The organism is Edwardsiella piscicida (genome assembly GCF_021733145.1).
Lineage (GTDB): Bacteria > Pseudomonadota > Gammaproteobacteria > Enterobacterales > Enterobacteriaceae > Edwardsiella > Edwardsiella piscicida.
Map to the genome: position 1 here is coordinate 2,314,936 of NZ_CP090968.1, position 24,349 is coordinate 2,339,284.

Here is a 24,349-nt window from a genome sequence, read left to right on the forward strand (position 1 = left end):
ATACCCGTTGATTATACGTCAGGCCGCGCGGCGCCACGCGAGAAAAACGCCGCGCCGCACCGCCCGTCAGTCATAGTCGCCGGACGGCGGCGCCAGCACCTCACGGTTACCGTTGTGCCCCTGCGGGCTAACGATCCCCTGCACCTCCATCTGCTCCACGATGCGCGCCGCCCGGTTATAGCCGATACGGAACTGGCGCTGCACCCCGGAAATCGACGCCCGACGCTTGTCGATCACGAACGCGACGGCCTGATCGAACAGCGGATCCAACTCATCGTCGCTGTCCAGCCCCGCGCCGCCGCCTTCGCTGTCATCGCAGGCGGTAATGCTGTCAATATACTGTGGACGCCCGCGCGCCTTCCAGTCCTGCACCACCGCGTGAACCTCTTCGTCGCGCACAAAGGCGCCATGCACGCGCACCGGCGTCGAGGTATTGGGCGGAATATACAGCATGTCGCCCATCCCCAGCAGGGATTCGGCGCCGCCCTGATCCAGGATGGTGCGCGAGTCGATCTTGCTGGAGACGGTAAAGGCGATACGGGTCGGAATGTTGGCCTTGATCAGGCCCGTGATCACGTCGACCGACGGACGCTGGGTCGCCAGCACCAGGTGAATACCCGCCGCGCGCGCCTTCTGCGCCAGGCGGGCGATCAGCTCTTCGACCTTCTTGCCCACCGCCATCATCAGGTCGGCGAACTCGTCCACCATCACCACGATATAGGGCAGCTTTTCCAGCGCCGGCGGCAATGCGTCCATACTGTCGCCCGGCCGCCACAGCGGATCGGGGATCGGACGGCCCATCGCCTCGGCCTGGCGCACCTTATCGTTATACCCGGCCAGGTTACGAACCCCGAGCGCGGACATCAGGCGGTAGCGCCGCTCCATCTCGCCGACGCACCAGCGCAGCGCGTTGGCCGCGTCCTTCATATCCGTGACCACCTCGGTCAGCAGGTGCGGGATGCCTTCGTAGACCGACAGCTCCAGCATCTTCGGGTCGATCATGATAAAGCGCACTTCGTCCGGCGTGGATTTGAACAGCATGCTCAGGATCATCGCGTTCACCCCCACCGACTTACCGGAGCCGGTCGTACCGGCCACCAGCAGGTGAGGCATGCGGGCCAGATCGGCGATCACCGGCTGACCAGCGATATCCTTACCCAGCACCACCGTCAGCGGTGAAGGGCTCTCGCGGAACTGCGGGCAGTCGAGCACCTCGCGCAGGTAGACGGTCTGGCGATGCTTGTTTGGCAGCTCCAGACCCACGTAGGGTTTACCTGGGATCACCTCCACCACGCGAACCGCCACGGCCGACAGGGAGCGCGCCAGATCGCGCGATAGGTTGGAGATACGCGCCGCTTTCACGCCCGGCGCCAGATCCAGCTCGAAACGGGTGATCACCGGCCCCGGCGAAATACCGACCACCGCGGCCTTAACCCGATAGTCCGCCAGGCGCGCCTCTACCAGCTGCCCCTGCTGCTCCAAGGCAAACATATCGACCGGCTCGGCGTTAGCCGGCGGCGACGTCAACAGATCCAGGGTCGGCAGCGGCGTCGTCGGCTTATGCAGCGGTCGCTCGTCGCGCATCAGGAAGGGATGAACCAGCCCGGCCATCGGTGCCTGCGCGGCGGCGGGCGGCTCTGGGGGCGCGACGGCGGGCGGCGCGCTCTCCGGCGGCGGCGTAAACAGCGGCTCCTGCGGCCCATCGTCCACGGCGCTAAAATCGGCAAAGTCGAAGGCGGGCGCCGGCTGTTCGGCCTGCGCCAGCGCCTCGTGGGCGGAGAACGACATCAGCCCGCCCTGCGGCGGCACGGCGACCGTCTGGGGCGCCGGGATCGCCTGCGCTGCCGGCGTGCCGCGATCCCGACCTTCGTCGGCATCGCCATAGCGCTGCTGCTGCGCGGCCAAAAACTCGCGCTGCAGGCGACTTTGCTCCAGCGCGCGCTCATCGTCGTCCTCGTGCAGGTAATCCTGCCCATAGCGGGCCCGCTGCTGGCTGACAAAGGCCTCGCGCAGCGCGGCCTGCTCTCGCAGCGCCGCACGCTCGGCCTCATCCTCTGCCGCTGCGGCAACCGGATGCGCCTGCGGCGCTGAGTAGGCGGAGAACGACGGCAGCGATGCCGTCTCAGGCGCGGCGCCACCGGCCCCGGTGGCCAGCGCCGAGGCCTGGGCAAAGATGGACTGACCGGCCGCGGCGGTGCTCTCCTGCCCCAGCGGCGTCACCTGCAGCGGCGGCGTCTGCTCCAGCTCGGCCTGCGCCTCCTGTGCGCGGCGCTCCTGGGCCTCACGGCGGGCGCGATCCTCCGCTATCCGCTGTGACGGCAGCTTGATCCCCAGCGATGCCAGCTCGCGGCGGGTCGGAATACGAACCGGGTTCGGGCGCGGCAGCTCGGGACCGATGCCCTGCTTCACCTGCACTCCGCCGTCCAGCGCATCGATAGCCGGGGTGAAGGCCGCCGCGGAGGCCACCGCGGCCAAGGTGGCCGACTCATCGTGACGGCTGGCGGCCCCAAACACCGGCAGATCCGGCGACAGCCCCGGATTGAGATAGGGAAGATCTGCCGCGCCAGGCGCAGCGTTCGTCTCATCGACGCTCGGCGTAGACCACTGACCGAGCGGCGGCTCGGCGTCGCGCGACGGGTGGAGACGCCCGGACGTTGCCGGACGCGGCGCGGCCGGAGACGGCGTATGGGGACGATCCTCCGGCAGGGTAAACGAGTACATCGGGGCGATCGGCTCACTGCTTTCGGGCTCGCTGGCGCTGAAGGTGAACGGCGCCGTATCGACGCCCGCCGCAGCGGCGGCGTACGGCGCTGTCGGCGACGCGACAAACTGCGGATCGCTCGACGCGTGCGGTGCCGTCGGCGACGCGGCAAACTGCGGATCGCTCGACGCGTGCGGCGCTGCTGGCGACGCGGCAAACAGCGGATCGCTCGACGCATGCGGTGCCGCCGGCGACGCGGCAAACAGCGGATCGCTCGACGCGTGCGGCGCTGCCGACGACGCGGCAAACCGCGGATCGCTCGACGCGTGCGGCGCTGCCGACGACGCGGCAAACTGCGGATCGCTCGACGCATGCGGCGCTGCCGATGACGCGGCAAACCGCGGATCGCTCGACGCGTGCGGCGCTGCCGATGACGCGGCAAACAGCGGATCGCTCGACGCGTACGGCGCCGCCGGCGACGCGGCAAACTGCGGATCGCTCGACGGCACGGCGGCGGAAACCGCGGCAGGCGTCGCCGCGATACCCGGAGCGCTAAGCACCGCGGCGGCAGCGGCCGTCGCCAAGGCCGTATCAGGGTCATCCTGCGCCTGCGGCGGCGCGTCATCCACCTGCGCCAGCGGACGCAGGCCCTTCATTTCCGGCGCGGCGTCGGACGCATCATCTGACGCCCGCAGACCGGACAGCAGCGGATCGTCCGCCTCGCCCAACAGCGGATCGACGACGCGGTGAGCCTCCGCCGTCGGCGTATCGATATCGGCGACGCGACGCTCATCCGCGTCGTAGGCATCCGCGTCGTATACCTCGGTGTCGTCGTCATCGTCCGCCCGCACATCGCGGCGCGAGCGGTTGCTCATCAAGGTCAGACCACCGAGCAGCAGAGCGCCGAGCTTCTCCGCGATGGTCAACCATGACCAGCCGGTGAACAGCGACAGCCCCACGGCCCAGGCGCCCAGCATCGCCAGCGTAGCCCCAATGCTGCCCAGCAGCGGCAGCACCACGCTACTGATCAGACTGCCGATCACGCCGCCGGAGGCGAAGTAGTACAGATCATCGACGTTCAGCGCCGCCAGCCCACAGGAGGCGATCACCAGCGCCAGCATGCCGATCAGGCGCAGGGCGATGGCAAAGTAATCCACATGGCCACTGTCGTCGCGCTTACGGTAGGCTACCCAGCAGAGGATCACCATGATCGGAGGAATGGCATAGGCCAGTACGCCAAAGACGAAGAACAGTGTATCGGCCATCCAGGCGCCGGCACCGCCGCCGATATTGTGGATCGGCTCATGCCAAGCAGTCTGCGACCAGCTGGGATCGGAGGGATCGAACGTCACCAGCGATGCCATCATATACACGGCAAACAGCGCTACCAAAATCAGCAGCACCTCATACACTCGCCGTCCGCCGCTCACGTGCTTCAGGGTAACTTCTTTTTCTTCTGTATATTCCTGGCTCAAGAAAGGCTCTCCAGGGTCCTGTTTTCTGCCATTGCATGCAGCCTAGGCTGCATGCCCGCCATAAGAACAGCGCCGAGGCGTCGCCCGGCGCTGAAACTGTATACATACACAGGAGTGTACCCAAATTATTGCGGCTTTGCACCTGTCCGCGCGTCAGCGCGTCTTGATCACCAGGCGGTTGCTCTGCTTCACCTCTTCCATCACCACATAGGTGCGGGTGTCGTTCACCCCCGGCAGACGCAGCAGGGTCTCCCCCAGCAGCTTACGGTAGGCGGACATGTCCGGTACGCGGGTCTTCAACAGATAGTCGAAGTCACCGGAAACCAGGTGACACTCCTGGATCTCCTCCAGCTTCTGCACCGCGGTATTGAACTGTTCAAACACATCCGGCGCTCCGCGATTCAGCGTGATCTCGACGAACACCAGCAGGGATGCATCCAGATAGTGCGGATTCAGCAGCGCGGTATAGCCCTGAATGAAGCCCTGCCGCTCCAGTCGGCGCACGCGCTCCAGGCACGGCGTCGGCGACAGCCCCACGCGCTTGGAAAGCTCGACGTTGGAGATACGGCCATCTTTCTGTAACTCATTCAGGATATTACGGTCAATACGATCCAGATCCTTACCAGGGCGTTTCTTATTGTCTGCCATCTTGTTATCTCTCTTATATTCTTCCCTGTTGCCATCCCTGCGACAAGGTCACATTGCCAAGGAATAGTCCCAAAAGAAGACGTTGTGCCTGCCCGTCAACTGGCAATTTCCATTGCCATCTCCTGCGACCGCCGGATGGGACCGGGGTGCCTATTTTCTGCTGGGGTCTCCCCCTATTTTACGTGCCTGCTCGCGCGCTGCCGCCGCAGCGGTGAGCGCAGAACGACCGTCCGTGTGGCCCCGACCATCATGCCACTCACGCACCGGGTCACGTCCCACGAGGCGGCAACCCGGCCTTATGTCACGGGTCACATTTTCATCAGATAAGAGCAAACCCGCCAATCCAGGCAACGTTTCCCCTCCTCTCCTCCATGTTTTCGCAAATGAACAGCCGATTGTCAAAGCAAAAGAAATAAAACTAGAAGAACCTGCCAAATGGTACCTTAAGGCAACGTTTCCCTAGGTTAAAAGCACCACCGTATCCTGGCTCATTTCGCTACTTTTCCGCGCCACTCACCGCCATGGTCTAGCGATAATGACTGGATATTGTCGTATTATCAGTGCATCTTACTAATATTGACTAACCTTATTGATAGTCATTACCTATTACACAGATTGATAACACCGTTGCTGCACGCTTTTTTTACACCGTAAGTTTTTTTAAAATCGAGTCCAAGACGTACCACATTGGAAAAGAGGATTTCATGAGCTCCGTAAAACATTGCAAGCTTCTCATTCTGGGCTCAGGCCCGGCGGGATACACCGCGGCCGTCTATGCGGCGCGTGCCAACCTCAACCCGGTGCTGATCACCGGCATGGAAAAAGGCGGTCAGCTCACCACCACCAGCGAGCTGGAAAACTGGCCGGGCGATCCGGAAGGGCTGACCGGGCCTCTGCTGATGGAGCGCATGAATCAGCATGCGGCCAAATTCAATACCGAGATCATCCTTGACCATATCCAGCGCGTGGATCTCAGCCAGCGCCCGTTTCGTCTGTTTGGCGACAGCCAGGAGTACAGCTGCGACGCGCTGATCGTCGCCACCGGCGCCTCTGCCCGCTATCTGGGCCTGCCGTCGGAAGAGGCCTTTAAAGGCCGCGGCGTCTCCGCCTGCGCCACCTGCGATGGCTTTTTCTACCGCCAGCAAGAGATCGCCGTGATCGGCGGCGGTAACACCGCCGTAGAAGAGGCGCTGTACCTGGCCAACATCGCCGCCAAGGTGCATCTGATCCACCGCCGCGACAGCTTCCGCGCCGAGAAAATCCTTATCGACCGCCTGATGGACAAAGTGCGCAGCGGTAATATCGTCCTGCACACCAACCGGACTCTGGACGAGGTACTCGGCGATGATATGGGCGTTAACGCCCTGCGTCTGAAAGATACCCAGAGCGGTGCCTGCGAAGAGCTGGCCGTCAGCGGCCTGTTTGTCGCGATCGGCCACAGCCCGAACACCGCTATCTTCGATGGCCAGCTGACGCTGAATAACGGCTACATTCAGGTACAGTCCGGTCTGAACGGCAACGCGACCCAGACCAGCGTCCCGGGCGTATTCGCCGCCGGCGACGTCATGGACCATATCTATCGTCAGGCGATCACCTCTGCCGGGACCGGCTGCATGGCGGCGCTGGACGCCGAGCGCTATCTCGATAGCCTGGCCGATGCCGCTCGCCACGCCTAATCTTGACCTATCGGGGCCGCCGTCGGCGGCCCGCATTTTACGCACGCTTCTCCTTTGGCAGCAGAATTTACGGCGGCTTGGTTTCAACTCCTTGAGCAGCGTTGTAATATCGGGTGCGGCGTCGACCCGTGAGTAGTCCGACGCTACCGTTCAGCCTGCCGTACGCCTGTGCTCCGGGCCTGATCTCTACTTCACCTGCATCAGACTAGACACCATCGCTTAATGAATAAACAACGACAACGCGAACTCACGCAGTGGCTGAAACAGCGCAGTCGCCCGGCCCAGCGCTGGCTCCGGCTCTCCATGCTGCTCGGCCTGCTCTCCGGGCTCCTGATCATCGCCCAATCCTGGCTACTGGCAACCCTGCTGCAGCGGCTGATCATTGACCATACGCCGCGCGGCGACCTCGTGCAGGACTTCGCCCTGCTGATCGTCGCCATCGCGCTGCGCGCGCTGCTGGGCTGGCTGCGCGAGCGCGTCGGCTTTCGCTGCGGACAGGTGGTCCGCCGCGAGATCCGCGCGCTGGTGCTCAACCGCCTGGCGCAGCTGGGGCCAGCCTGGATCCAGGAGCAGCCCGCCGGACACTGGGCGACGCTGATCCTGGAGCAGATCGAAGAGATGCAGGATTTCTACGCCCGCTATCTGCCGCAGATGGCGCTGGCCGTCACCATACCACTGCTGATCCTCGCCGCCGTCTTCCCCATCAACTGGGCCGCCGGGCTGATTCTGTTCGCCACCGCGCCGCTGATCCCGCTGTTTATGGCGCTGGTCGGGATGGGCGCCGCCGATGCCAACCGGCGCAACTTTCTGGCGCTGAGCCGCCTGAGCGCCAACTTCTTAGATCGCCTGCGCGGTATGGAGACCCTGCGCCTGTTTCACCGCGCCCGCGCCGAGACTCAGCATATCGCCCAGGCCTCTGAGGATTTTCGCAAACGCACCATGGAGGTGCTGCGCCTGGCGTTCCTCTCCTCTGCGGTGCTGGAATTCTTTGCCTCCGTCTCCATCGCCGTGGTGGCGGTCTACTTCGGTTTCTCCTACCTCGGTGAGCTGAACTTTGGCCACTACGACCGCGGCGTAACCCTGTTCGCCGGCTTTCTGGTCTTGATCCTGGCGCCGGAGTTCTTCCAGCCCCTGCGCGATCTGGGGACGTTTTACCACGCCAAGGCACAGGCCATCGGCGCCGCCGAGGCGCTGGTGACCTTCCTCGACGCCAGCGATGAGGCGCAGCCGGCGCCGGACAGCGCGGCGACGGCAGACAGCGCAACGGTCAGCTCAACGGTCAACGACCGCCCCCTGACGCTGGAGGCGCACAACCTGGAGATCCTCTCGCCGCAGGGCAAGGTCTTGGCCGGTCCCCTTAACTTTCGCATCAGCGCCGGTGAGCGCATCGCGCTGGTCGGCTATAGCGGCGCGGGCAAAAGCTCGCTGATCAACCTGCTGCTCGGCTTTCTACCCTACCGCGGTGAGCTGCTGATCGATGGACAACCGCTGAGCGATCTGCCGCTCGCCAGCTGGCGCCGCCAGCTGGCCTGGGTCGGCCAGAACCCGACGCTGCCGCTGCCGACGCTGCGGGCCAATATCCTGCTGGGCGCCCCGCAGGCCGACGATGCGCAGCTGCAAAGCGCCGTCGAGCGGGCCTACGTCGACGAGTTTCTTCCCCTGCTGCCGCAGGGGCTCGATACCCCAATAGGCGAGGATGCCGCCCGCCTCTCCGTCGGCCAGGCCCAGCGCGTCGCCGTCGCCCGGGCGCTGATCCGCCCCTGTCGACTGCTGCTGCTGGATGAGCCGACCGCCAGCCTGGACGCCAACAGCGAGCGTCTGGTGATGCGCGCGCTGCAGGCCGCCGCCCGCCATCAAACCACCCTGATGGTGACCCATCAGCTTGATGAACTGGCACAGTTTGATCGTATTTGGGTTATGGAACAGGGGCAGCTGGTGCAGCAGGGCGACTTCAACGCGCTCTCCCAGCAGCGCGGCAGCCCGTTTGCCACCCTTCTCGCCACCCGCCGTCAGGAGATTTAACCATGCGCGTCCTGCTGCCGTTTTTGGCCCTGTATCGCCGCCACTGGATCCGCATGTCCCTTGGCATGCTGCTGGCAATCGTCACTCTGCTGGCCAGCATCGGCCTGTTGACCCTATCAGGCTGGTTCCTCGCCGCCTCGGCGCTGGCCGGGCTCGCCGGTCTGGTCACCTTTAACTACATGCTGCCCGCCGCCGGCGTCCGCGGCGCCGCCATCATCCGTACCGCCGGCCGCTACGCCGAACGACTGGTCAGCCACGACGCCACGTTTCGGGTGCTCTCCCATCTGCGGGTGTTTACCTTCAGCCGCCTGATACCGCTGTCGCCCGGCGGGCTGGCCCGCTTCCGTCAGGCCGAACTGCTCAACCGTCTGGTGGCCGACGTCGATACGCTGGATCACCTCTATCTGCGGGTGATCTCGCCGCTGCTCAGCGCCGTGGTGATCATTGCGGTCGTGGTTTGCGGCCTCGGCTGGCTGGATCTCCGGCTGGCGCTGACGCTGGGGAGCATCATGCTCGCGCTGCTGCTGGGACTGCCGACGCTGTTTTACCTGGCCGGAAAGCCGGTCGGCGCCGCGCTAACCGCCCTGCGCGCAGACTACCGCACCCAGTTGGTCGGCTGGATCCGTGCCAACGCCGAGCTGACGGTATACGGCGCCCTGGAGAGCTTTCGCCAGCGCCTGGACCACACAGAGCGGCAGTGGCAGCGTCAGCAGCAGCGCCAGGCGGCACTCGGCGCGCTGTCTCAGGGGATCATGATCCTGGCCTCCGGCCTGACCTTTACCCTGATCCTGTGGCTGGCGGCGGCCGGCATCGCCGGCGATCCGCGTCCCGGCGCGCTGATCGCCCTGTTCGTATTTGCCGCGCTGGCCGCCTTTGAGGCGCTGGCGCCGGTCGCCGGCGCCTTCCAGCATCTGGGGCAGGTGATCGCCTCCGCCGAGCGAGTCGGACAGCTGATCGACCAAACGCCGCAGGTGCGCTTCCCCGAGCCGGGGAAGACACTGGACGACGATGCCCCCCTGACCCTGACGCTGGACGACCTGCACTTTACCTACCCGGGACAGACGCGCCCGGTGCTCAACGGCGTCAGTCTGGATCTGCGCGCCGGGGAGCATATCGCGCTGCTGGGACGCACCGGCTGCGGTAAGTCCACCCTGCTGCAGCTGCTGACCCGCGCCTGGGACTGCGACAGCGGCGAGATCTGCCTCAACGGCCAGCCGCTTAACGCGCTGGATGAGGGGACCCTGCGCAGCGCCTGCGCCGTCGTCAGCCAGCGGGTACACATTTTCAGCGCCACGCTGCGCGATAACCTACTGCTCGCCGATCCGCAGGCCAGCGACGCGCAGCTGTGCGACGCACTGCGGGCGGTCGGGCTGGAGACGCTGCTGGAAGATCGCGCGCTGGACGCCTGGCTGGGCGACGGCGGCCGGCCGCTCTCCGGTGGTGAACAGCGACGCCTGGGCATCGCACGCGCGCTGCTGCACCGCGCACCGCTGCTGCTGCTGGATGAGCCCACCGAAGGGCTGGATGCGGAAACCGAGCGCCAGATTCTGGCGCTGCTGCGCCAGCACTGCTGCCACAAAACCCTGTTGCTGATCACCCATCGCCTGCAGGGGCTGGCGCAGATGGATCGCATCTGCGTCATGGATGAGGGGCGGATCGTCGAGCAGGGGCGCCATGAGCAGCTGCTGCAGGCCCGCGGACGCTACTATCAACTGTGTCAGCGCCTTTAGCTTACTATCACCGCGCGAGGAAATGGGATATGCGCATCATGCAACTGGACAGACACTCGCTGGGGTTCCCGTCGCCGGAGCAGGCGCTGCACGATCCCAACGGACTGCTGGCCATCGGCGGCGATCTGCAGCCGGCGCGCCTGCTGCAGGCCTACCAGCGCGGTATTTTTCCCTGGTTCTCTCCGGGAGAGCTGATCCTGTGGTGGTCGCCGGATCCGCGGGCGGTGCTGGCGCCGCAGGCGCTGCACGTCAGCCACAGCCTACGCAAGGCGCTGCGCCGAACCGCCCTGCGGATCACCCTAAACCAGGACTTCGCCGCGGTGATCGCCGGGTGCGCGGAGCAGCGCGCCGAGGGGACCTGGATCGGGCCATCGATACAGCAGGCCTACTGCCAGCTGCACCAACTGGGTCACGCCCATTCGGTGGAGGTTTGGCAGGAAGATCGTCTGGTGGGCGGGCTGTACGGCGTCGCCCAGGGCAGCCTGTTCTGCGGAGAGTCGATGTTCAGCCGGGTCAGCAATGCCTCTAAAATGGCTCTGTGGAGCTTCTGTAGCCACTTTCAGCGCATGGGCGGCCAACTCATCGACTGCCAGGTGCTCAACGCCCACACCGCGTCGCTGGGCGCCCACGACATTCCGCGCCGCCGCTATCTGCAGCATCTGCTCGACTGCCGTCGCCAGACGCTCGACCCCCGCTGCTGGCAGCCGCAGCGTCTCGCCCTGCCCCTTCCGGCGACGACGACAAAAACAGAGAATAGCGCCTGCGGGGGCTAAACGGGGCTGTCCCCCACCGCGCGCCGCGTCAAACGGCGGCTCAGCGCCGTCGTCGACTGACGCCAAACCCCGTGCGGGGCACAGCAGAAAGATAACTTACCTTTACATAACCGAGGTTTTTCGGCATTATCTTGCCGGTTAAAAACTGTGGTATTCATACCTAGAGGATTCGATGGCCAAAGAAGACAATATTGAAATGCAGGGTACCGTTCTGGATACGTTGCCCAACACGATGTTCCGCGTAGAACTGGAAAACGGACACGTCGTTACCGCTCACATCTCCGGTAAAATGCGTAAAAACTACATCCGCATCCTGACGGGCGACAAAGTCACTGTAGAGCTGACCCCGTACGACCTGAGCAAAGGCCGCATTGTCTTCCGTAGCCGCTGATAGGCTTCCTTCCCGCGCCGCAGGCAGCGTTAGGCCCGGTAGTGCGATCGATACCGACAGCGGCAAGACGGGTAATTCTGCTGGTTCGTTTTCCCGGCGGTAAAAAAAGAGCGCCTTACGGCGCTCTTTCTTTATCTGTATCGATCTCCTCGACCTCAGTGCATCGCATCCTCGGCCTTGCGCTGCTGCGCGCTGCGAAAACGGTAGCTGAGGCTCGCGCTGCCCTCGGCCACGTCAACGCTGACCGAGCCACCGTTGACCAGCTCACCGAACAGCAGCTCATTGGCTAACGGCTTTTTCAGGTTATCCTGGATCACCCGCGCCATCGGCCTGGCCCCCATCGCACGATCGTAGCCGCGCTCCGCCAGCCAGTTGCGCGCGGCGTCGCTGACCTCCAGCGAGACGCCTTTGCCATCCAGCTGCGCCTGCAGTTCGACGATAAACTTATCGACCACCTGATGGATGATCTCCGTCGACAGATGGTTAAACCAGATGATGTTATCCAGTCGGTTACGGAACTCCGGCGTAAAGATCCGCCGGATCTCCTCCATCGCGTCGCTGCTATTGTCCTGCAGGTTAAAGCCGATTGACTTACGCTGCGTCTCCTGCACCCCGGCGTTGGTGGTCATCACCAGGATCACGTTGCGGAAATCCGCCTTACGCCCATTATTATCGGTCAGGGTGCCGTTATCCATCACCTGCAGCAGCAGGTTGAATACGTCCGGGTGAGCCTTCTCTATCTCATCGAGCAGCAGCACCGCGTGAGGGCTCTTGATCACCGCGTCCGTCAGCAGCCCACCCTGATCAAAGCCGACGTACCCCGGCGGGGCGCCGATCAGACGGCTCACCGTGTGCCGCTCCATATACTCGGACATATCAAAGCGCAGCAGCGGAATGTCCAGCGCCCGGGCCAGCTGCACCGTGACCTCGGTCTTGCCGACGCCGGTCGGCCCGGCGAACAGGAACGACCCCACCGGACGGTGATCCTGATTCAGCCCCGCGCGGCTCATCTTAATCGCCTCGGTGAGCGCGCTGATGGCCTTATCCTGGCCAAACACCAGCATCCGCAGGCGATCGCCCAGGCTCTTCAGCACGTCGCGGTCGCTGGCGGAGACGGTTTTCTCCGGAATACGCGCGATACGGGCCACCACCGCCTCGATATCCGCCACATTGATGGTCTTCTTACGCCGGCTCGCCGGCATCAGACGGCTACGGGCGCCGGCCTCGTCGATCACATCGATGGCCTTATCCGGCAGATGGCGATCGTTGATGTACTTCACCGACAGATCGACCGCCGCGCGCAGTGCCTTGGCGGTGTAGCGTACGTCGTGGTGCGCCTCATACTTCGCCTTCAGTCCGTTGAGGATCTGCACCGTATCGTCGGCGCTCGGTTCGTTGATGTCGATCTTCTGGAACCGGCGCGCCAGAGCGCGATCCTTTTCAAAGATATTGCTGAACTCCTGATAGGTGGTCGAGCCCATCACCCGGATGCGCCCCCCTGACAGCAGCGGCTTGATCAGATTGGCGGCATCCACCTGACCGCCGGACGCCGCCCCGGCGCCGATGATGGTGTGGATCTCATCGATAAACAGGATGCTGTCGCTGTCCTGCTCCAGCTGCTTCAGCAGCGCCTTAAAGCGCTTCTCAAAGTCGCCGCGGTACTTAGTTCCGGCCAGCAGAGAGCCGATGTCCAGCGAATAGAGGGTGCAGTTGGCCATCACCTCCGGCACCTCGCCCTGCACGATGCGCCAGGCCAGCCCCTCCGCAATGGCGGTTTTCCCCACCCCGGACTCCCCCACCAGCAGCGGGTTGTTCTTACGCCGGCGGCACAGCACCTGTATGGCGCGCTCCAGCTCACGATCGCGACCGATCAGCGGATCGATGCCGCCGACCCGCGCCAGCTGGTTCAGGTTGGTGGTGAAATTCTCCATCCGCTCTTCGCCGCCGGGGGCCGCCGCGGCGTCATCCCCGCCGGGAGCATCGTTCGGCCCGCCGCCCGCCGCCGGGCCGGACTCGTTCTTATGGGTGCCGTGAGAGATAAAATTGACGATGTCCAGACGGCTCACGTCATGCTTGCGCAGCAGGTAGGCCGCCTGGGACTCCTGCTCACTGAAGATGGCCACCAGCACATTGGCGCCGCTGACCTCGCTGCGCCCGGAGGACTGCACGTGAAACACCGCCCGCTGCAGCACCCGCTGAAAACTCAGGGTCGGCTGAGTATCACGCTCGCTGTCCCCCTGGGGAAGCAGCGGCGTGGTCTGCTCGATAAAGGTCTCCAGCTCCTGGCGCAGCGCCGCCAGATCCACCGCACAGGCCTCCAGCGCCTCCCGCGCCGCGGGGTTCGTCAACAGCGCCAGCAGCAGGTGCTCGACGGTCATAAACTCGTGTCGATGCTCGCGCGCTCTGGCGAACGCCATGTTGAGACTGAGTTCCAGTTCTTGGTTGAGCATGGGCACCTCCCTTCAGTTACCCGGTCAGGCTTTTTCCAGCGTGCACAGCAGCGGATGTTCATTGTCACGCGCGTAGCGATTGATCAATGCCACCTTGGTCTCCGCAACCTCTGCCGTGAACACGCCGCATACCGCCTTGCCTTTATAATGCACAGTCAGCATCAGCTGCGTTGCACGTTCAATGTCATAGGCGAAGAACTTCTGCAGCACCTCGATGACAAACTCCATCGGCGTATAGTCATCGTTATTCAGTATGACACTATACAGTGACGGCGGCTTCACCGCCCTGCGAGTCCGATCCTCTACCAGCGGCTCAAGATTCAGCCAATCGTTCACGTTCGCCATTTCAATCTGTTACCTGTTCTCTTCTCCCGGCGGGGCCGGTCGATCATCTATCACTGAGCGATATCATAACTACCACCAAGATTACCAGCCAACCCTGCATTTCCGCCCGTCGATCGGACAAAAAAAGCGCACTGCCGCACAATTGCGTTAACTGCCTCAAACTTTGGTGAAAAGTTAGGGTGCTAAAAATAACCAGCCCTTGACGACAACGGAGGCATCAATAGAGTGTAGACAAGCGGGGGTCGGTGGTAATTTGACCAGACCGTCCCGCCCGGTGATATGCCTGCAGCGCGAGGCTACCGCCGCCCGTAGGGTGCATTCCTAAGCCGTGGCGCAGCGATATCCGCCACGGCTTAGGAACCCATCCTGAATCAGTCTTATCTCATTAACCGTGATCGCCGCCCTTCCGCCGCGATCTGTCACCGTAACGAGGGATGTATAAGCATGGAGACGGGTACTGTAAAGTGGTTTAACAACGCCAAAGGCTTTGGCTTTATCTGCCCGGCCAGCGGCGGCGACGATATCTTCGCCCATTACACCGCCATTCAGATGGAGGGATACCGCACGCTGAAGGCGGGTCAACAGGTTCAGTTTGACCTTCATATCGGCCCCAAGGGTAATCACGCCAACACCATAATCCCCATTCTCAGCGAGCCGGCTCCCTAAGCGGCCTCACCGGCCGGATCTCCGGCCGGTCTCTTCTCGTCGCGTCGCCCCACGTCAACCTCGCCTCAACCATCCGCCGATTCCATCCCCAATGAGGTAGCATATTGTGCTGCTGTTTAGGCAAGCTCCCGGAAAATTCTGTCATCGTTAACCCGCAATGACAGGTGGCATCATGTCGTCAATCGAAATCGGCCACGCCCGGCCCGTCTCACGCCCCGCTTTACCGCTGTTTTCCCGCCTGGCGACGGGCCGTTACCGCCCGACCCGTCTCTGGAATAAAGCCGCATTTCGCGCCAAGTTTGCCCTGCGATCGCTGCTGGCGCCCGGCGATACCTACCGCCTGCTGCAGATGCTGGCCGAGCTGCCGCAGCGCGATGCCATTCTACGCTGCCAGCCTCGCCTGCCGTGCCGTCTGCACCATCCCTACCTGAGCGTACGCCTCTCCCGTCCGCAGATCGTTGACGCGCTAACGGATCACTATCGCCTGCTGAACCAGCTGCTGCCGATCTCCCAGTTTCCGACGCTGTACGCTGGGCAGGCGCTGACCCTGGCGACCCTCTGCGGAAAAAATGACCAGACATACTCTCTGCGGCTGGCCATGCTGGAGAAGCTGGGTAAAGAGGGGGATCTGTCTATAGCGCTGTGCGACCAGCAGAATATACTACTAGCTGTGTGCACATTTAGTTTTATCGACTATCAGGGCGCCCGCACCCTCTTTATCGGCGGGCTGCAGGGGTCGTCGCCGTCGCTGCCGCACAGTCATACCCAAACGGCCACCAAAGCCTGCCACGGCCTGTTTCCCAAGCGCCTGCTGGCCGACGCCCTGTGCGAACTGGCGCGCATTGCCCGCTGCACGCAGATCCTGGCCGTCGGTAACGGCAGCCATATCTACAGCCACTGGCGCTACCGCCGCAAAAAACAGACGCAGATGCTGGCCGACTACGACGGTTTCTGGCTTTCGCTGAGCGCCACACCCACCGACGACGGCCACTTTCGCCTGCCCCTGCCCCCGCAGCGCAAGCCGCTGGAAAGTATTCCGAGCAAAAAGCGCGCCGAGTACCGTCGCCGCTATCAGCTGCTGGATGAGATGCAGCGGGCGGTATGCGCCAGCCTGGGCGCGACAGCGTAGCATCGCCGCGCTAGACGCCGGCCAGACGCGGTAGCACCTGCCACAGCCCGGCCACCAGCAGCGCGGGCCCAAACGGCGCCGGCGCCGCCAGACTCATCCCCCGCCAACGGTGCCGCAGGGCAATGCCGACCAGCGTCAATAGGGATGCCAGCAGCAGCAGCGCGGGCAGATCGGCCCAGCCGCACCAGGCACCGAGCGCGGCCAGCAGCTTAACATCCCCGCCGCCGAGCCCCTGCTCCCCGCGCCAGCGCCAGAATCCCCAGGCGATCAGCCACAGCGCCAGATATCCCGCCGCCGCGCCGAGCACCGCCTGCGGCAGATACGTCGGCTGATACAGCGCGTTCCATATCAGCCCCAGCCACAGCAGCGGCTGAGTCAGTGCGTCGGGCAGCAGCAGGCTAGCCCGATCGATCAGCGCCAGGGCGAGACTCAGCGTACAGAAGCCCAGCCCGCAGAGCCAGACGATGCCGGGCGGCAGGCCCCAGGCCAGCGACAGCGAGATCGCCGCCAGCGCGGCGCTCAGCGCCGCACGGCAGGGAAAAGGAGAGAAATGGCGATCGTGCCAGAGCAGCGGGGCGCAGAGCGGACGCATGATCTGCAGCATCGCGCGCTGGAGGGGGGCGCCGAGCGCCAGGCCGCACAGGGCGGCCAGCGTCAGCCACAGATCCATGGCCACCGCCCGACGGGCGCTAGTCGGCCTTGCCGCGCGCCAGCCACAGCACCCGCGAAAACATATTCTTTAGCAGCAAGGGCACCTGACTCACGCCGACCTCCTCCGCCCGCGCGGCAACCATGATCGCCAGATCGGGCTTGGAGGCGCGGTGGATAGCCTTGGTGATCACCTTGCGCGCCGACATCGGCGCCGACGCCGGGATCCCGGCCACGTGGTGATACACATCGGCAAAGCCCTCATGATACATAAAGTGCTCCATATCCGGCGCCGGCAGCATCGTCAAACGATCGCGCTCGCTCTCCTGCATCCCCTCCAGCAGCCCGCGCACCGTCGCGGCATATTTACGCCCGGCCTCATCGCCATCCACCAGGACATGCCAAGCGATCCCCATTCGGCGGGCGAACTTAATCAGCGGGCGCAGGCCGCACTGGGCAAATTCGATCACCTTGATGCCTTCGGTATCGAAATGGTAACCGCACTGACGCGCCAGCTCGCTCAGCAGCCACACCTCCGTCTCCCCCTCGACCAGCAGCCAACAGCGGGCGAACAGCGACGAGGCACGGTTAAAGCGAATGTGAAAGGCGATGCGCCGGCTGTCTTCCGGCGTCATGCCGCGAGGCCCGATGCGGTACGCCGCCACCCGCCCAGACTGACGAACCAGGCGGCACACCCGCTCTACCGGCATCAGCGCCAGCAGATCGCCGGAGTTGGTGGTCGTCACCTTTTGCAGCGGCAGCTGGTTTAACAGCCCCCAGGCGACCGACAGCATGATCGGATGCAGACGGGTCTCCGGATCTTCAATCACCAGCAGCGGGCGCGCGTGGCGATCGAGGATCACCGCCCCCTTGGCCTGCAGCAGCGTCGAAAATAGCCCCAGCAGGATCAGGCGCATATTGCGGCTGCCCGAGGCGGCGATCATCTGATTGATATTCTCCAGCGAACGCCACGCCTGGCGACCGTGAATAATCTCATTACGGTGGCGCCGTCGGGCGCCGACCGCCGTCTCGTCACCGTTGGTGGCAAAGTAGTGCTCCAGCAGCTGCTGCATGGCGCTCAAGCCGGCGCGCAGCTCGCCGTTGCTCAGCTTCTGCGGGTTACACACCAGCTCACGGGTGAACTCGTCCAGCTGCTGCGCCACCTGTGCCTGATCGGGCAGATGGCGGGCGGCCAGCACGCTGGGGTGCAGGCGGCGGATAAAGCGGGCATCCCGCAGGCGCAGCACCGGATGCAGACGGATCAGCTCGCGCGCCAGCAGATCGACGTGGTGCAGGGCCAGCGCCTCCCCCTGCTCGTTGAGAAAAGAGCGCCAGGTGCAGACCGTATCGTCGTCGCTCAGCTCGCCCTCTTGGCGAAAATAGATGCGCTGCAGGCGATCGTCGCTCTCCTGCCACAGGGGCGACAGCCGATGGTAGCGGCGGGCCCGGGCGTGGCCCCGCTCGGTCTCGCAAAAGGTAAACACGATCTGCAGGTGGTGCTCTCTGGCCGTCTCATCGCCGGGGGGAAAGTAGAAATCATGGGGCTCAAAGCGGTACAGATCGCGCTCCGGCGACAGGCACAGGGTCAAGGCGTCCAGCAGGCTCGACTTACCCCAGGCGTTTTCACCGATCAAAACGGTATTGTCATCCAGCGACAGCGAGATACGATTGATCCCGCGAAACCCGACGACCTCAATGCGTTCCAGGTACATGCCATCCCTCTCTCGTCGCCTCACTGTTATGAGGATGCGGGCAAAGCCTTATCGGGTCAAGAAATGCCCCCGCCCCGCTCGCCATTTTGTGCTGCTTTTCTAAAAAGCCAGGGGCAAAAAGAGGTAAAGATCCCTTTTTGCTCCCCCCGCGGACGCTGCGCCTTTACTCAAATCCCCCTTTTGAGTACGGTATTAGCTTTAAATTTAACACGTTAGGCTCTTATGTACTCTGGACTCTTGATCATTCTGGTGCCACTCCTGCTGGGCTACCTGCTGCACCTGCGTCATAAGACGCTGATCCGTTTAATTAACCGTATGCTGAGCTGGATGGTATACGTCATCCTCTTTTTTATGGGGATCAGCCTGGCGTTTCTCGATAACCTCGGCGCAAACCTGTGGCTGATCGGCAAATACGCCTCGGTCTTTTTCGTGCTGATTATCGCGGCCAACCTGCTGGCGCTATGGCTATTGGAAAAGCGCGCCCCTTGGCATGTCACCCACCGGCAGGAGGCGCTGCCATCGCGCCTCCATATGGCGCTGGAGTCCCTGAAGCTGTGCGGCGTCGTGGTGGGCGGCTTCCTGCTGGGCCTCACCCAGTGGCCATGGCTGAGCCACGCCACCCACGCCAGCGAATATGCCCTGATCCTGCTGCTGTTTCTGGTCGGCCTTCAGCTGCGCAACAGCGGTATGTCGCCGGCGCAGATCCTGCTGAACCGCCGCGGTATGATGATAGGCTGCGTCGTCTGCGTCAGCGCCCTGGCCGGGGGGGCTCTGGCCGCCTGGCTGCTGGGCCTGCCCCTGAAGACCGGTCTGGCTATCGCCTCGGCCTATGGCTGGTACTCCCTGTCCGGCATCATGCTGACCGAGGCCTTTGGCCCGGTGATCGGCAGCACCGCCTTCTTTAACGATCTGGCGCGCGAGCTGTTCGCCATAATGATGATCCCGACGCTGATCCAGCGCCACCGCAGCAGCGCACTGGGCCTGTGCGGCGCCACCTCCATGGACTTTACCCTGCCGGTACTGCAGCGCAGCGGCGGCATAGAGCTGGTGCCGGCGGCGATTGTCCACGGCTTTCTGCTCAGCCTGCTGGCGCCGGTGCTGATGGCGCTGTTCTCCTCCTAACCCCGCCGGGCGGCGCTCCCGTGCCGCCCTTCACCCTTCGCCCTTCGCCCTTCGCCCTTCGCCCTTCGCCCTTCGCCCAGAGATTAAAGAATAAATCTCATTCGCAATATAAATTGCGTTATATCAAACAAAGTAAAAGTTGCATTAGAAATTCCTTTTTTGAACGCGCAGCCGGGCTTACCCTTTAAACAAGCATAATAAATGCAACTTTAAAAGAGGGTTTTCCATGTACTGCGTTCAATGCGAGCAAACCATCCGTACCCCGGCCGGCAATGGCTGTTCCTACGCTCAGGGGATGTGCGGCAAGAGTGCCGAAACCTCCGACCTGCAAGACCTGCTGGTCGCCGCACTGCAAAGCCTCTCCGCCTGGGCGCTGCTGGCCCGCGAGCTGGATATCCGCGATCGCACCATCGACAGCTTTGCGCCGCGCGCCTTCTTCGCCACCCTGACCAACGTCAACTTCGACTCTGCGCGCATCATCGGTTACGCCCGCGAGGCGCTGGCCATGCGCGACAGCCTGCGCGCGGCCTGCCTCGCCAAGGCGCCACTGGCAACGACCGCACACCCGCTGGCCGATCTGCGCCTGCAGGGAGAGGATGTAGAGACCCTGCGCCGCCAGGCGGCGGCGTTCGCTCTGGACAGCGATCGGGCCGAAATCGGCGACGATATCCACGGCCTGCGCATGCTCAACCTGTACGGCCTGAAGGGCGCGGCGGCCTATATGGAGCACGCCCATGTGCTAGGCCAGCACAGCGAGGCGATCTACGCCCAGTATCACCACTATATGGCCTGGCTCGGCACCCAGCCGCGCGATATGGATACCCTGCTGGACAATGCCATGGGCATCGGCAAGATGAACTTCACCATCATGGCACAGCTGGATAAGGGGGAGACCGACGCCTACGGCGATCCCACCCCGACCACCGTCAACGTGCGCCCGGTCGCCGGCAAATGTATCCTGATCTCCGGTCACGATCTGAAGGATCTGCAGATGCTGCTGGAGCAGACCGACGGCCTCGGCATCAACGTCTATACCCACGGTGAAATGCTGCCGGCCCACGGCTATCCCGCGCTGCGTAAATACCGCCACCTGGTCGGCAACTACGGCAGCGGCTGGCAGAATCAGCAGCAGGAGTTTGCCCGCTTCCCCGGCCCGATCCTGATGACCTCCAACTGCATCATCGATCCCAACGTCGGCAACTACGGCGATCGCATCTGGACCCGCAGCATCGTCGGCTGGCCGGGCGTACGCCACCTGGAAGGCGATGATTTCAGCCAGGTGATCGCCCAGGCGCAGGTCTGCGATGGCTTCCCCTACAGCGAGATCGAACATCTGATCACCGTCGGCTTTGGCCGCGCCACCCTGCTCAACGCGGCGGACAGCGTGATCGATCTGGTCGCCCAGAAAAAGCTGCGCCATGTCTTCCTGCTCGGCGGCTGCGACGGCAGCCGCGATGAGCGCAGCTACTACACCGACTTTGCCCGCGCCATCCCGCAGGATTGCCTGATCATGACCCTGGCCTGCGGCAAGTACCGCTTTAACAAGCTGGACTTCGGCACGCTGGAGGGGCTACCGCGCCTGCTGGACGTCGGCCAGTGCAACGACGCCTACGGCGCCATCATGCTGGCGGTCAATTTGGCAGAAAAGCTCGGCTGCGGCGTCAACGATCTGCCGCTCAGTCTGATCCTCTCCTGGTTCGAGCAGAAGGCCATCGTCATCCTGCTGACCCTGCTGGCGCTGGGCGTCAAAAATATCTACACCGGGCCGACCGCGCCGGGCTTCCTGACGGATAATCTTCTGGCGATCCTCAACCAGCGCTTCGGCATGCGCGGCATCAGCACGGTCGACGCCGATCTGAACGGTATACTCGGCCACGCCTAATCCGGCGACCTTAAGCGCCCCCCGCCGCCTGGCGCGGGGCGAGATCCTGACAGCGAGACCTCATCACCATGACCATGCCAACCCCCCATTGCCCCCACCGGATGCAGGTTCACTCCCTGCGCCAGGAAACCCCCGATGTCTGGACGCTAAACCTGATCTGTCCCGACTTTTATCCCTACCGTCCCGGCCAGTATGCGCTGGTCAGCATCGACGGCAGCGACGAGACCCTGCGTGCCTACACGCTCTCCTCGACCCCGGGACTCAGCCCCTTTATTACCCTGACGGTACGCCGCCTGGACAACGGCGTCGGCTCCGGCTGGCTGACCCGACAAGTACGCCCGGGCGACGAGCTGTGGCTTTCTCCGGCGCAGGGCAGCTTCACCTGTCCGCAGGCGGATGCCACCCGCTACCTGATGCTGGCGGCCGGCTGCGGCGTCACCCCGATCATCGCCATGACCCGCTGGCTGCTGGCGCATAGCCCGAGCACGGAGGTCGCGGTGATCTACGCGGTTCGCACCCCGCACGACCTGATCTTCGCCGACGAATGGCGCCAGCTGGCCGAGACTCACCCGCAGCTGCAGCTGATCCTGCTGGCCGAGGCGGAGGCAACGGGCGCGATCCTGCCGGGGCGCCTCAGCCGCGAGCTGCTACAGAGCCAGATCCACGCCTTGGCGGAACGCACGGTGATGATCTGCGGCCCGGCCCCCTATATGCGGCAGGCGCAGACGCTGGTCGAGGCGCTGGGCGTCAGCCCGCAGCGGGTACATCAGGAGATCTTTCGCCCACAGCAGGGGGACGGCAGCGGCGGCGATCTGCGCATTACCTCCTGCAGCCGCCCCGGCGAATACCGCGCCGCCGTCGGCGTTACCCTGCTGCACGCCATGGAGCAAAATCAGCTGCCGGTGCAGGCCGCCTGCCGCGCCGGCGTCTGCGGCTGCTGTAAAACCCGTATCCTGCACGGTGACTATCAGGTCAGCAGCACCATGACCCTCACCCCGCAGGAGATAGCCCAAGGCTACGTGCTGGCCTGCAGCTGTCAGCTCAACGGCGACGTCACGCTGGCCTGATCCCGACCGACGACGCCCTTCCCCTACCGGCGGCCGCGCGCCGCCGTCATCCCCTGCGGCCTCGCATTTTCAGAAAAATAGTTATTTATATTTAATATGCGACTTCGATATTAACTCCTCTATTTAATATATCTGAGCCGCGAACGCCCCACGCCACCCGCCGTGATAACGCCGCGCCTCAGAAAGCGAGCCCGCGCGGTGAGCGCGCCGCACACGCGCTTGGCGGCACCTACGCCCCGCTGACGCGCGGCGCAGGTGAAAAGTCTCTCCGGTAGAAAGTTTTATTTTCCCCCGATGCGTTAGGATTTAATTGGCGAACTTTAATTTTATATTTCGCGGCACGCCGAGATTACTCTCGGAGATCGTTTATAACGCACTGTCACATATTAATATGAAATGGAATTTAAAATAACCACACTGATAAATATATTTCCACATTCTATCTTTATAGCCCGGTGGAATAAATTTATAACAATACCGATCATCAAGGAGAAAACTATGCGTCATTCTATACTGGCGGCGGTGGTGATAGCCCCCCTGCTGCCCGGCGCCGCGCTAGCCGCATCAGGCGATCTGATCAAAAACGGGACGGGGACCATTACGGTCAACGGGGTCATCGCCGAATCGACCTGCGAGGTCAGCGTTTCCAAGACCAGCCTGGACTTCTCCCTCAGCCTTGCGGAGCTTCAGGTGACCTCGCCGCAGAAGCTCACCACCCTTCCCGTTCCGGTGACCTTTCAGGGCTGCGGCAATAATACCGGCCTGATCATGACGCTCAATTCGACCCATGGCGAGATAGGCGGGGGCGGCTACGCCAAATTTAAGAACACCTCGACGAATAATACAAACACAGACTATATATTCCTTTCACTGCAGATCACCGCCAGCGAACTCCAAAATATCGATATTTACGATCCTAAGGGCAGGCTCTATCCCGTCCCCAGCACCTGGGGTATTCATATTAATGGTGATCAATTCTACGTTCACGTTAAAAACAATCAAAGCGCCTCGTTTAACTTCGACTTTAATATCATTGCCCGCGGCACCACGCAGAATGCCACCTACATCCCCCCGGCGAGCGTCAACGCGGGCATCACCTACGCCTTTAAGTACCTCTAATCCCACGCTCGCCGGCCGGGGCCTCGGCCCCGGCGTTTTTACCCGGCGCGATCACCCTATCAGGATAGAACAACCATGCTGCTAAAACCCTTTTCAGCCGCGCTGCTGCTCTTCTCCGCCTATTTGGCCGCCGCCGACGAGCGCGGGATCTACCTAGACAAAACCCGGGTGGTACTGCTTAGCGATAAATCCGCCGCCCCCATCGGGGTGATCAACCGCTCCACCAGCCGCGCCTGGCTTATCCGCGGCTGGGTCGATGCCTACTCAGGCACCGGGGACGACACCTTTCTGGTCACCCCCACCCTGTTTCGTCTGGGGCCCGACAGCCAGATCCGCCTGCGCGTCAACGCCATCCGCGCCGACCGCCTGCCCCAGGATCGCGAAAGCGTCTTTCGCCTCAACGTGCTCAGCATCCCCGCCCGCGACGCACAGACCCCGGAGGGCGACACGCAGGTGAGCGGCAGCCTGAGCACCGCCCTGAATAACCAGATCAAGCTGTTTTACCGCCCGCTCTCACTCCATCGTCCCGCCGAGATCGACGCGGCCTACCGCCGCCTGCGCTTCGAGAAAAACCCCCAGGGCGTCCGGGTGGTCAACCCCACCCCCTACTACGTCACCCTGGCCGATGTCACGATCAACGACCGCCGCCTGAACGGCGTTCAGGAGACCATGGTCGCCCCCCTCGGCGAGCTTATCCTGCCCTTTATCCCGGCGGCCAGCGCCCAGCGGATCCGCTATTCGGCCATCAACGACTACGGCGGCCGCGCCGATGTGCTGCAGCGGGATCTATAGC

18 protein-coding genes are annotated in these 24,349 nt (G+C 63.4%); 12 read left to right on the top strand and 6 right to left on the bottom strand.

All coding sequences use genetic code 11. The features are described from left to right. Nucleotides 1–66 precede the first annotated feature (66 nt). Together L1P05_RS10520 and lrp are read right to left on the bottom strand one after the other, a co-directional pair. Nucleotides 67–4,176 carry a DNA translocase FtsK 4TM domain-containing protein gene (locus tag L1P05_RS10520; protein ID WP_080783674.1) on the bottom strand — a complete coding sequence of 1,370 codons (4,110 nt, stop codon included), beginning with the start codon at nt 4,174–4,176 and terminating at the stop codon, nt 67–69. Between the two features lie 153 nt (nt 4,177–4,329). Continuing rightward, on the bottom strand, nt 4,330–4,824 hold the full coding sequence (gene lrp / locus L1P05_RS10525) for a leucine-responsive transcriptional regulator Lrp (RefSeq protein WP_008812989.1): 495 nt from the start codon (nt 4,822–4,824) through the stop codon (nt 4,330–4,332). A gap of 704 nt (nt 4,825–5,528) precedes the next feature. Between lrp and trxB the strand changes: the two genes are divergently transcribed. From trxB to infA, 5 genes are all read left to right on the top strand, one after another. Further along, complete coding sequence (gene trxB, locus L1P05_RS10530) at nt 5,529–6,500, top strand: thioredoxin-disulfide reductase (RefSeq protein WP_012849033.1); 972 nt, start codon at nt 5,529–5,531, stop codon at nt 6,498–6,500. 222 nt (nt 6,501–6,722) lie between these two features. Next, the gene (gene cydD / locus L1P05_RS10535; RefSeq protein ID WP_012849034.1) at nt 6,723–8,522 is read left to right on the top strand and encodes a heme ABC transporter permease/ATP-binding protein CydD; all 1,800 of its coding nucleotides are present in this window, start codon (nt 6,723–6,725) and stop codon (nt 8,520–8,522) included. 2 nt (nt 8,523–8,524) lie between these two features. Continuing rightward, on the top strand, nt 8,525–10,252 hold the full coding sequence (cydC, locus tag L1P05_RS10540) for a heme ABC transporter ATP-binding protein/permease CydC (protein WP_012849035.1): 1,728 nt from the start codon (nt 8,525–8,527) through the stop codon (nt 10,250–10,252). Between the two features lie 29 nt (nt 10,253–10,281). Then, a complete protein-coding gene (gene aat / locus L1P05_RS10545; RefSeq protein WP_012849036.1) occupies nt 10,282–11,025 on the top strand; it encodes a leucyl/phenylalanyl-tRNA--protein transferase in 744 nt (247 codons plus the stop codon). Between the two features lie 172 nt (nt 11,026–11,197). Continuing rightward, nucleotides 11,198–11,416, top strand: a complete 219-nt coding sequence (gene infA, locus L1P05_RS10550) for a translation initiation factor IF-1 (protein ID WP_002211347.1) — start codon at nt 11,198–11,200, stop codon at nt 11,414–11,416. Nucleotides 11,417–11,571: 155 nt separating this feature from the next. Here infA and clpA read toward each other — a convergent pair whose 3' ends face one another. Further along, nucleotides 11,572–13,866, bottom strand: coding sequence for an ATP-dependent Clp protease ATP-binding subunit ClpA (clpA, locus tag L1P05_RS10555; RefSeq protein WP_012849037.1), 2,295 nt, complete (start codon nt 13,864–13,866; stop codon nt 11,572–11,574). 24 nt (nt 13,867–13,890) lie between these two features. After that, nucleotides 13,891–14,211 (bottom strand): ATP-dependent Clp protease adapter ClpS, encoded by a 321-nt coding sequence (clpS, locus tag L1P05_RS10560; RefSeq protein ID WP_012849038.1) that lies wholly within the window; start codon nt 14,209–14,211, stop codon nt 13,891–13,893. Nucleotides 14,212–14,655: 444 nt separating this feature from the next. On the opposite strand from clpS, the gene cspD reads away from it, so the two are divergent. After that, nucleotides 14,656–14,877, top strand: a complete 222-nt coding sequence (gene cspD, locus L1P05_RS10565) for a cold shock domain-containing protein CspD (protein ID WP_012849039.1) — start codon at nt 14,656–14,658, stop codon at nt 14,875–14,877. Nucleotides 14,878–15,049: 172 nt separating this feature from the next. Further along, the gene (locus L1P05_RS10570) at nt 15,050–16,006 is read left to right on the top strand and encodes a VirK/YbjX family protein (RefSeq protein WP_012849040.1); all 957 of its coding nucleotides are present in this window, start codon (nt 15,050–15,052) and stop codon (nt 16,004–16,006) included. Nucleotides 16,007–16,016: 10 nt separating this feature from the next. Here L1P05_RS10570 and L1P05_RS10575 read toward each other — a convergent pair whose 3' ends face one another. After that, nucleotides 16,017–16,676: a prepilin peptidase gene (locus L1P05_RS10575; RefSeq protein ID WP_012849041.1), complete on the bottom strand. Its 660-nt coding sequence runs from the start codon at nt 16,674–16,676 to the stop codon at nt 16,017–16,019. Nucleotides 16,677–16,695: 19 nt separating this feature from the next. Next, nucleotides 16,696–18,366 carry an ATP-dependent endonuclease gene (locus L1P05_RS10580; protein ID WP_012849042.1) on the bottom strand — a complete coding sequence of 557 codons (1,671 nt, stop codon included), beginning with the start codon at nt 18,364–18,366 and terminating at the stop codon, nt 16,696–16,698. Nucleotides 18,367–18,588: 222 nt separating this feature from the next. Between L1P05_RS10580 and L1P05_RS10585 the strand changes: the two genes are divergently transcribed. The 5 genes from L1P05_RS10585 (at nt 18,589) to L1P05_RS10605 (ending at nt 24,348) form a co-directional block, all read left to right on the top strand. Then, complete coding sequence (locus L1P05_RS10585) at nt 18,589–19,488, top strand: LysO family transporter (protein ID WP_012849044.1); 900 nt, start codon at nt 18,589–18,591, stop codon at nt 19,486–19,488. Between the two features lie 226 nt (nt 19,489–19,714). Continuing rightward, entirely contained in the window at nt 19,715–21,370 is a 1,656-nt protein-coding gene (gene hcp, locus L1P05_RS10590) for a hydroxylamine reductase (RefSeq protein WP_012849045.1), read from the top strand. A 68-nt stretch (nt 21,371–21,438) separates the two neighbouring features. Continuing rightward, complete coding sequence (gene hcr / locus L1P05_RS10595; RefSeq protein ID WP_034168455.1) at nt 21,439–22,437, top strand: NADH oxidoreductase; 999 nt, start codon at nt 21,439–21,441, stop codon at nt 22,435–22,437. 498 nt (nt 22,438–22,935) lie between these two features. Then, nucleotides 22,936–23,556, top strand: coding sequence for a fimbrial protein (locus L1P05_RS10600; protein WP_015683404.1), 621 nt, complete (start codon nt 22,936–22,938; stop codon nt 23,554–23,556). 75 nt (nt 23,557–23,631) lie between these two features. After that, on the top strand, nt 23,632–24,348 hold the full coding sequence (locus L1P05_RS10605; protein ID WP_012849048.1) for a fimbrial biogenesis chaperone: 717 nt from the start codon (nt 23,632–23,634) through the stop codon (nt 24,346–24,348). Nucleotide 24,349 lies beyond the last annotated feature (1 nt).

Coding starts and splice junctions, on each gene's coding strand:
- lrp (WP_008812989.1), bottom strand. CDS start 4,824: ATGGCAGACAATAAGAAACGCCCTGGTAAGGATCTGGATCGTATTGAC.
- trxB (WP_012849033.1), top strand. CDS start 5,529: ATGAGCTCCGTAAAACATTGCAAGCTTCTCATTCTGGGCTCAGGCCCG.
- cydD (WP_012849034.1), top strand. CDS start 6,723: ATGAATAAACAACGACAACGCGAACTCACGCAGTGGCTGAAACAGCGC.
- cydC (WP_012849035.1), top strand. CDS start 8,525: ATGCGCGTCCTGCTGCCGTTTTTGGCCCTGTATCGCCGCCACTGGATC.
- aat (WP_012849036.1), top strand. CDS start 10,282: ATGCGCATCATGCAACTGGACAGACACTCGCTGGGGTTCCCGTCGCCG.
- infA (WP_002211347.1), top strand. CDS start 11,198: ATGGCCAAAGAAGACAATATTGAAATGCAGGGTACCGTTCTGGATACG.
- clpA (WP_012849037.1), bottom strand. CDS start 13,866: ATGCTCAACCAAGAACTGGAACTCAGTCTCAACATGGCGTTCGCCAGA.
- clpS (WP_012849038.1), bottom strand. CDS start 14,211: ATGGCGAACGTGAACGATTGGCTGAATCTTGAGCCGCTGGTAGAGGAT.
- cspD (WP_012849039.1), top strand. CDS start 14,656: ATGGAGACGGGTACTGTAAAGTGGTTTAACAACGCCAAAGGCTTTGGC.
- L1P05_RS10570 (WP_012849040.1), top strand. CDS start 15,050: ATGTCGTCAATCGAAATCGGCCACGCCCGGCCCGTCTCACGCCCCGCT.
- L1P05_RS10575 (WP_012849041.1), bottom strand. CDS start 16,676: ATGGATCTGTGGCTGACGCTGGCCGCCCTGTGCGGCCTGGCGCTCGGC.
- L1P05_RS10580 (WP_012849042.1), bottom strand. CDS start 18,366: ATGTACCTGGAACGCATTGAGGTCGTCGGGTTTCGCGGGATCAATCGT.
- L1P05_RS10585 (WP_012849044.1), top strand. CDS start 18,589: ATGTACTCTGGACTCTTGATCATTCTGGTGCCACTCCTGCTGGGCTAC.
- hcp (WP_012849045.1), top strand. CDS start 19,715: ATGTACTGCGTTCAATGCGAGCAAACCATCCGTACCCCGGCCGGCAAT.
- hcr (WP_034168455.1), top strand. CDS start 21,439: ATGACCATGCCAACCCCCCATTGCCCCCACCGGATGCAGGTTCACTCC.
- L1P05_RS10600 (WP_015683404.1), top strand. CDS start 22,936: ATGCGTCATTCTATACTGGCGGCGGTGGTGATAGCCCCCCTGCTGCCC.
- L1P05_RS10605 (WP_012849048.1), top strand. CDS start 23,632: ATGCTGCTAAAACCCTTTTCAGCCGCGCTGCTGCTCTTCTCCGCCTAT.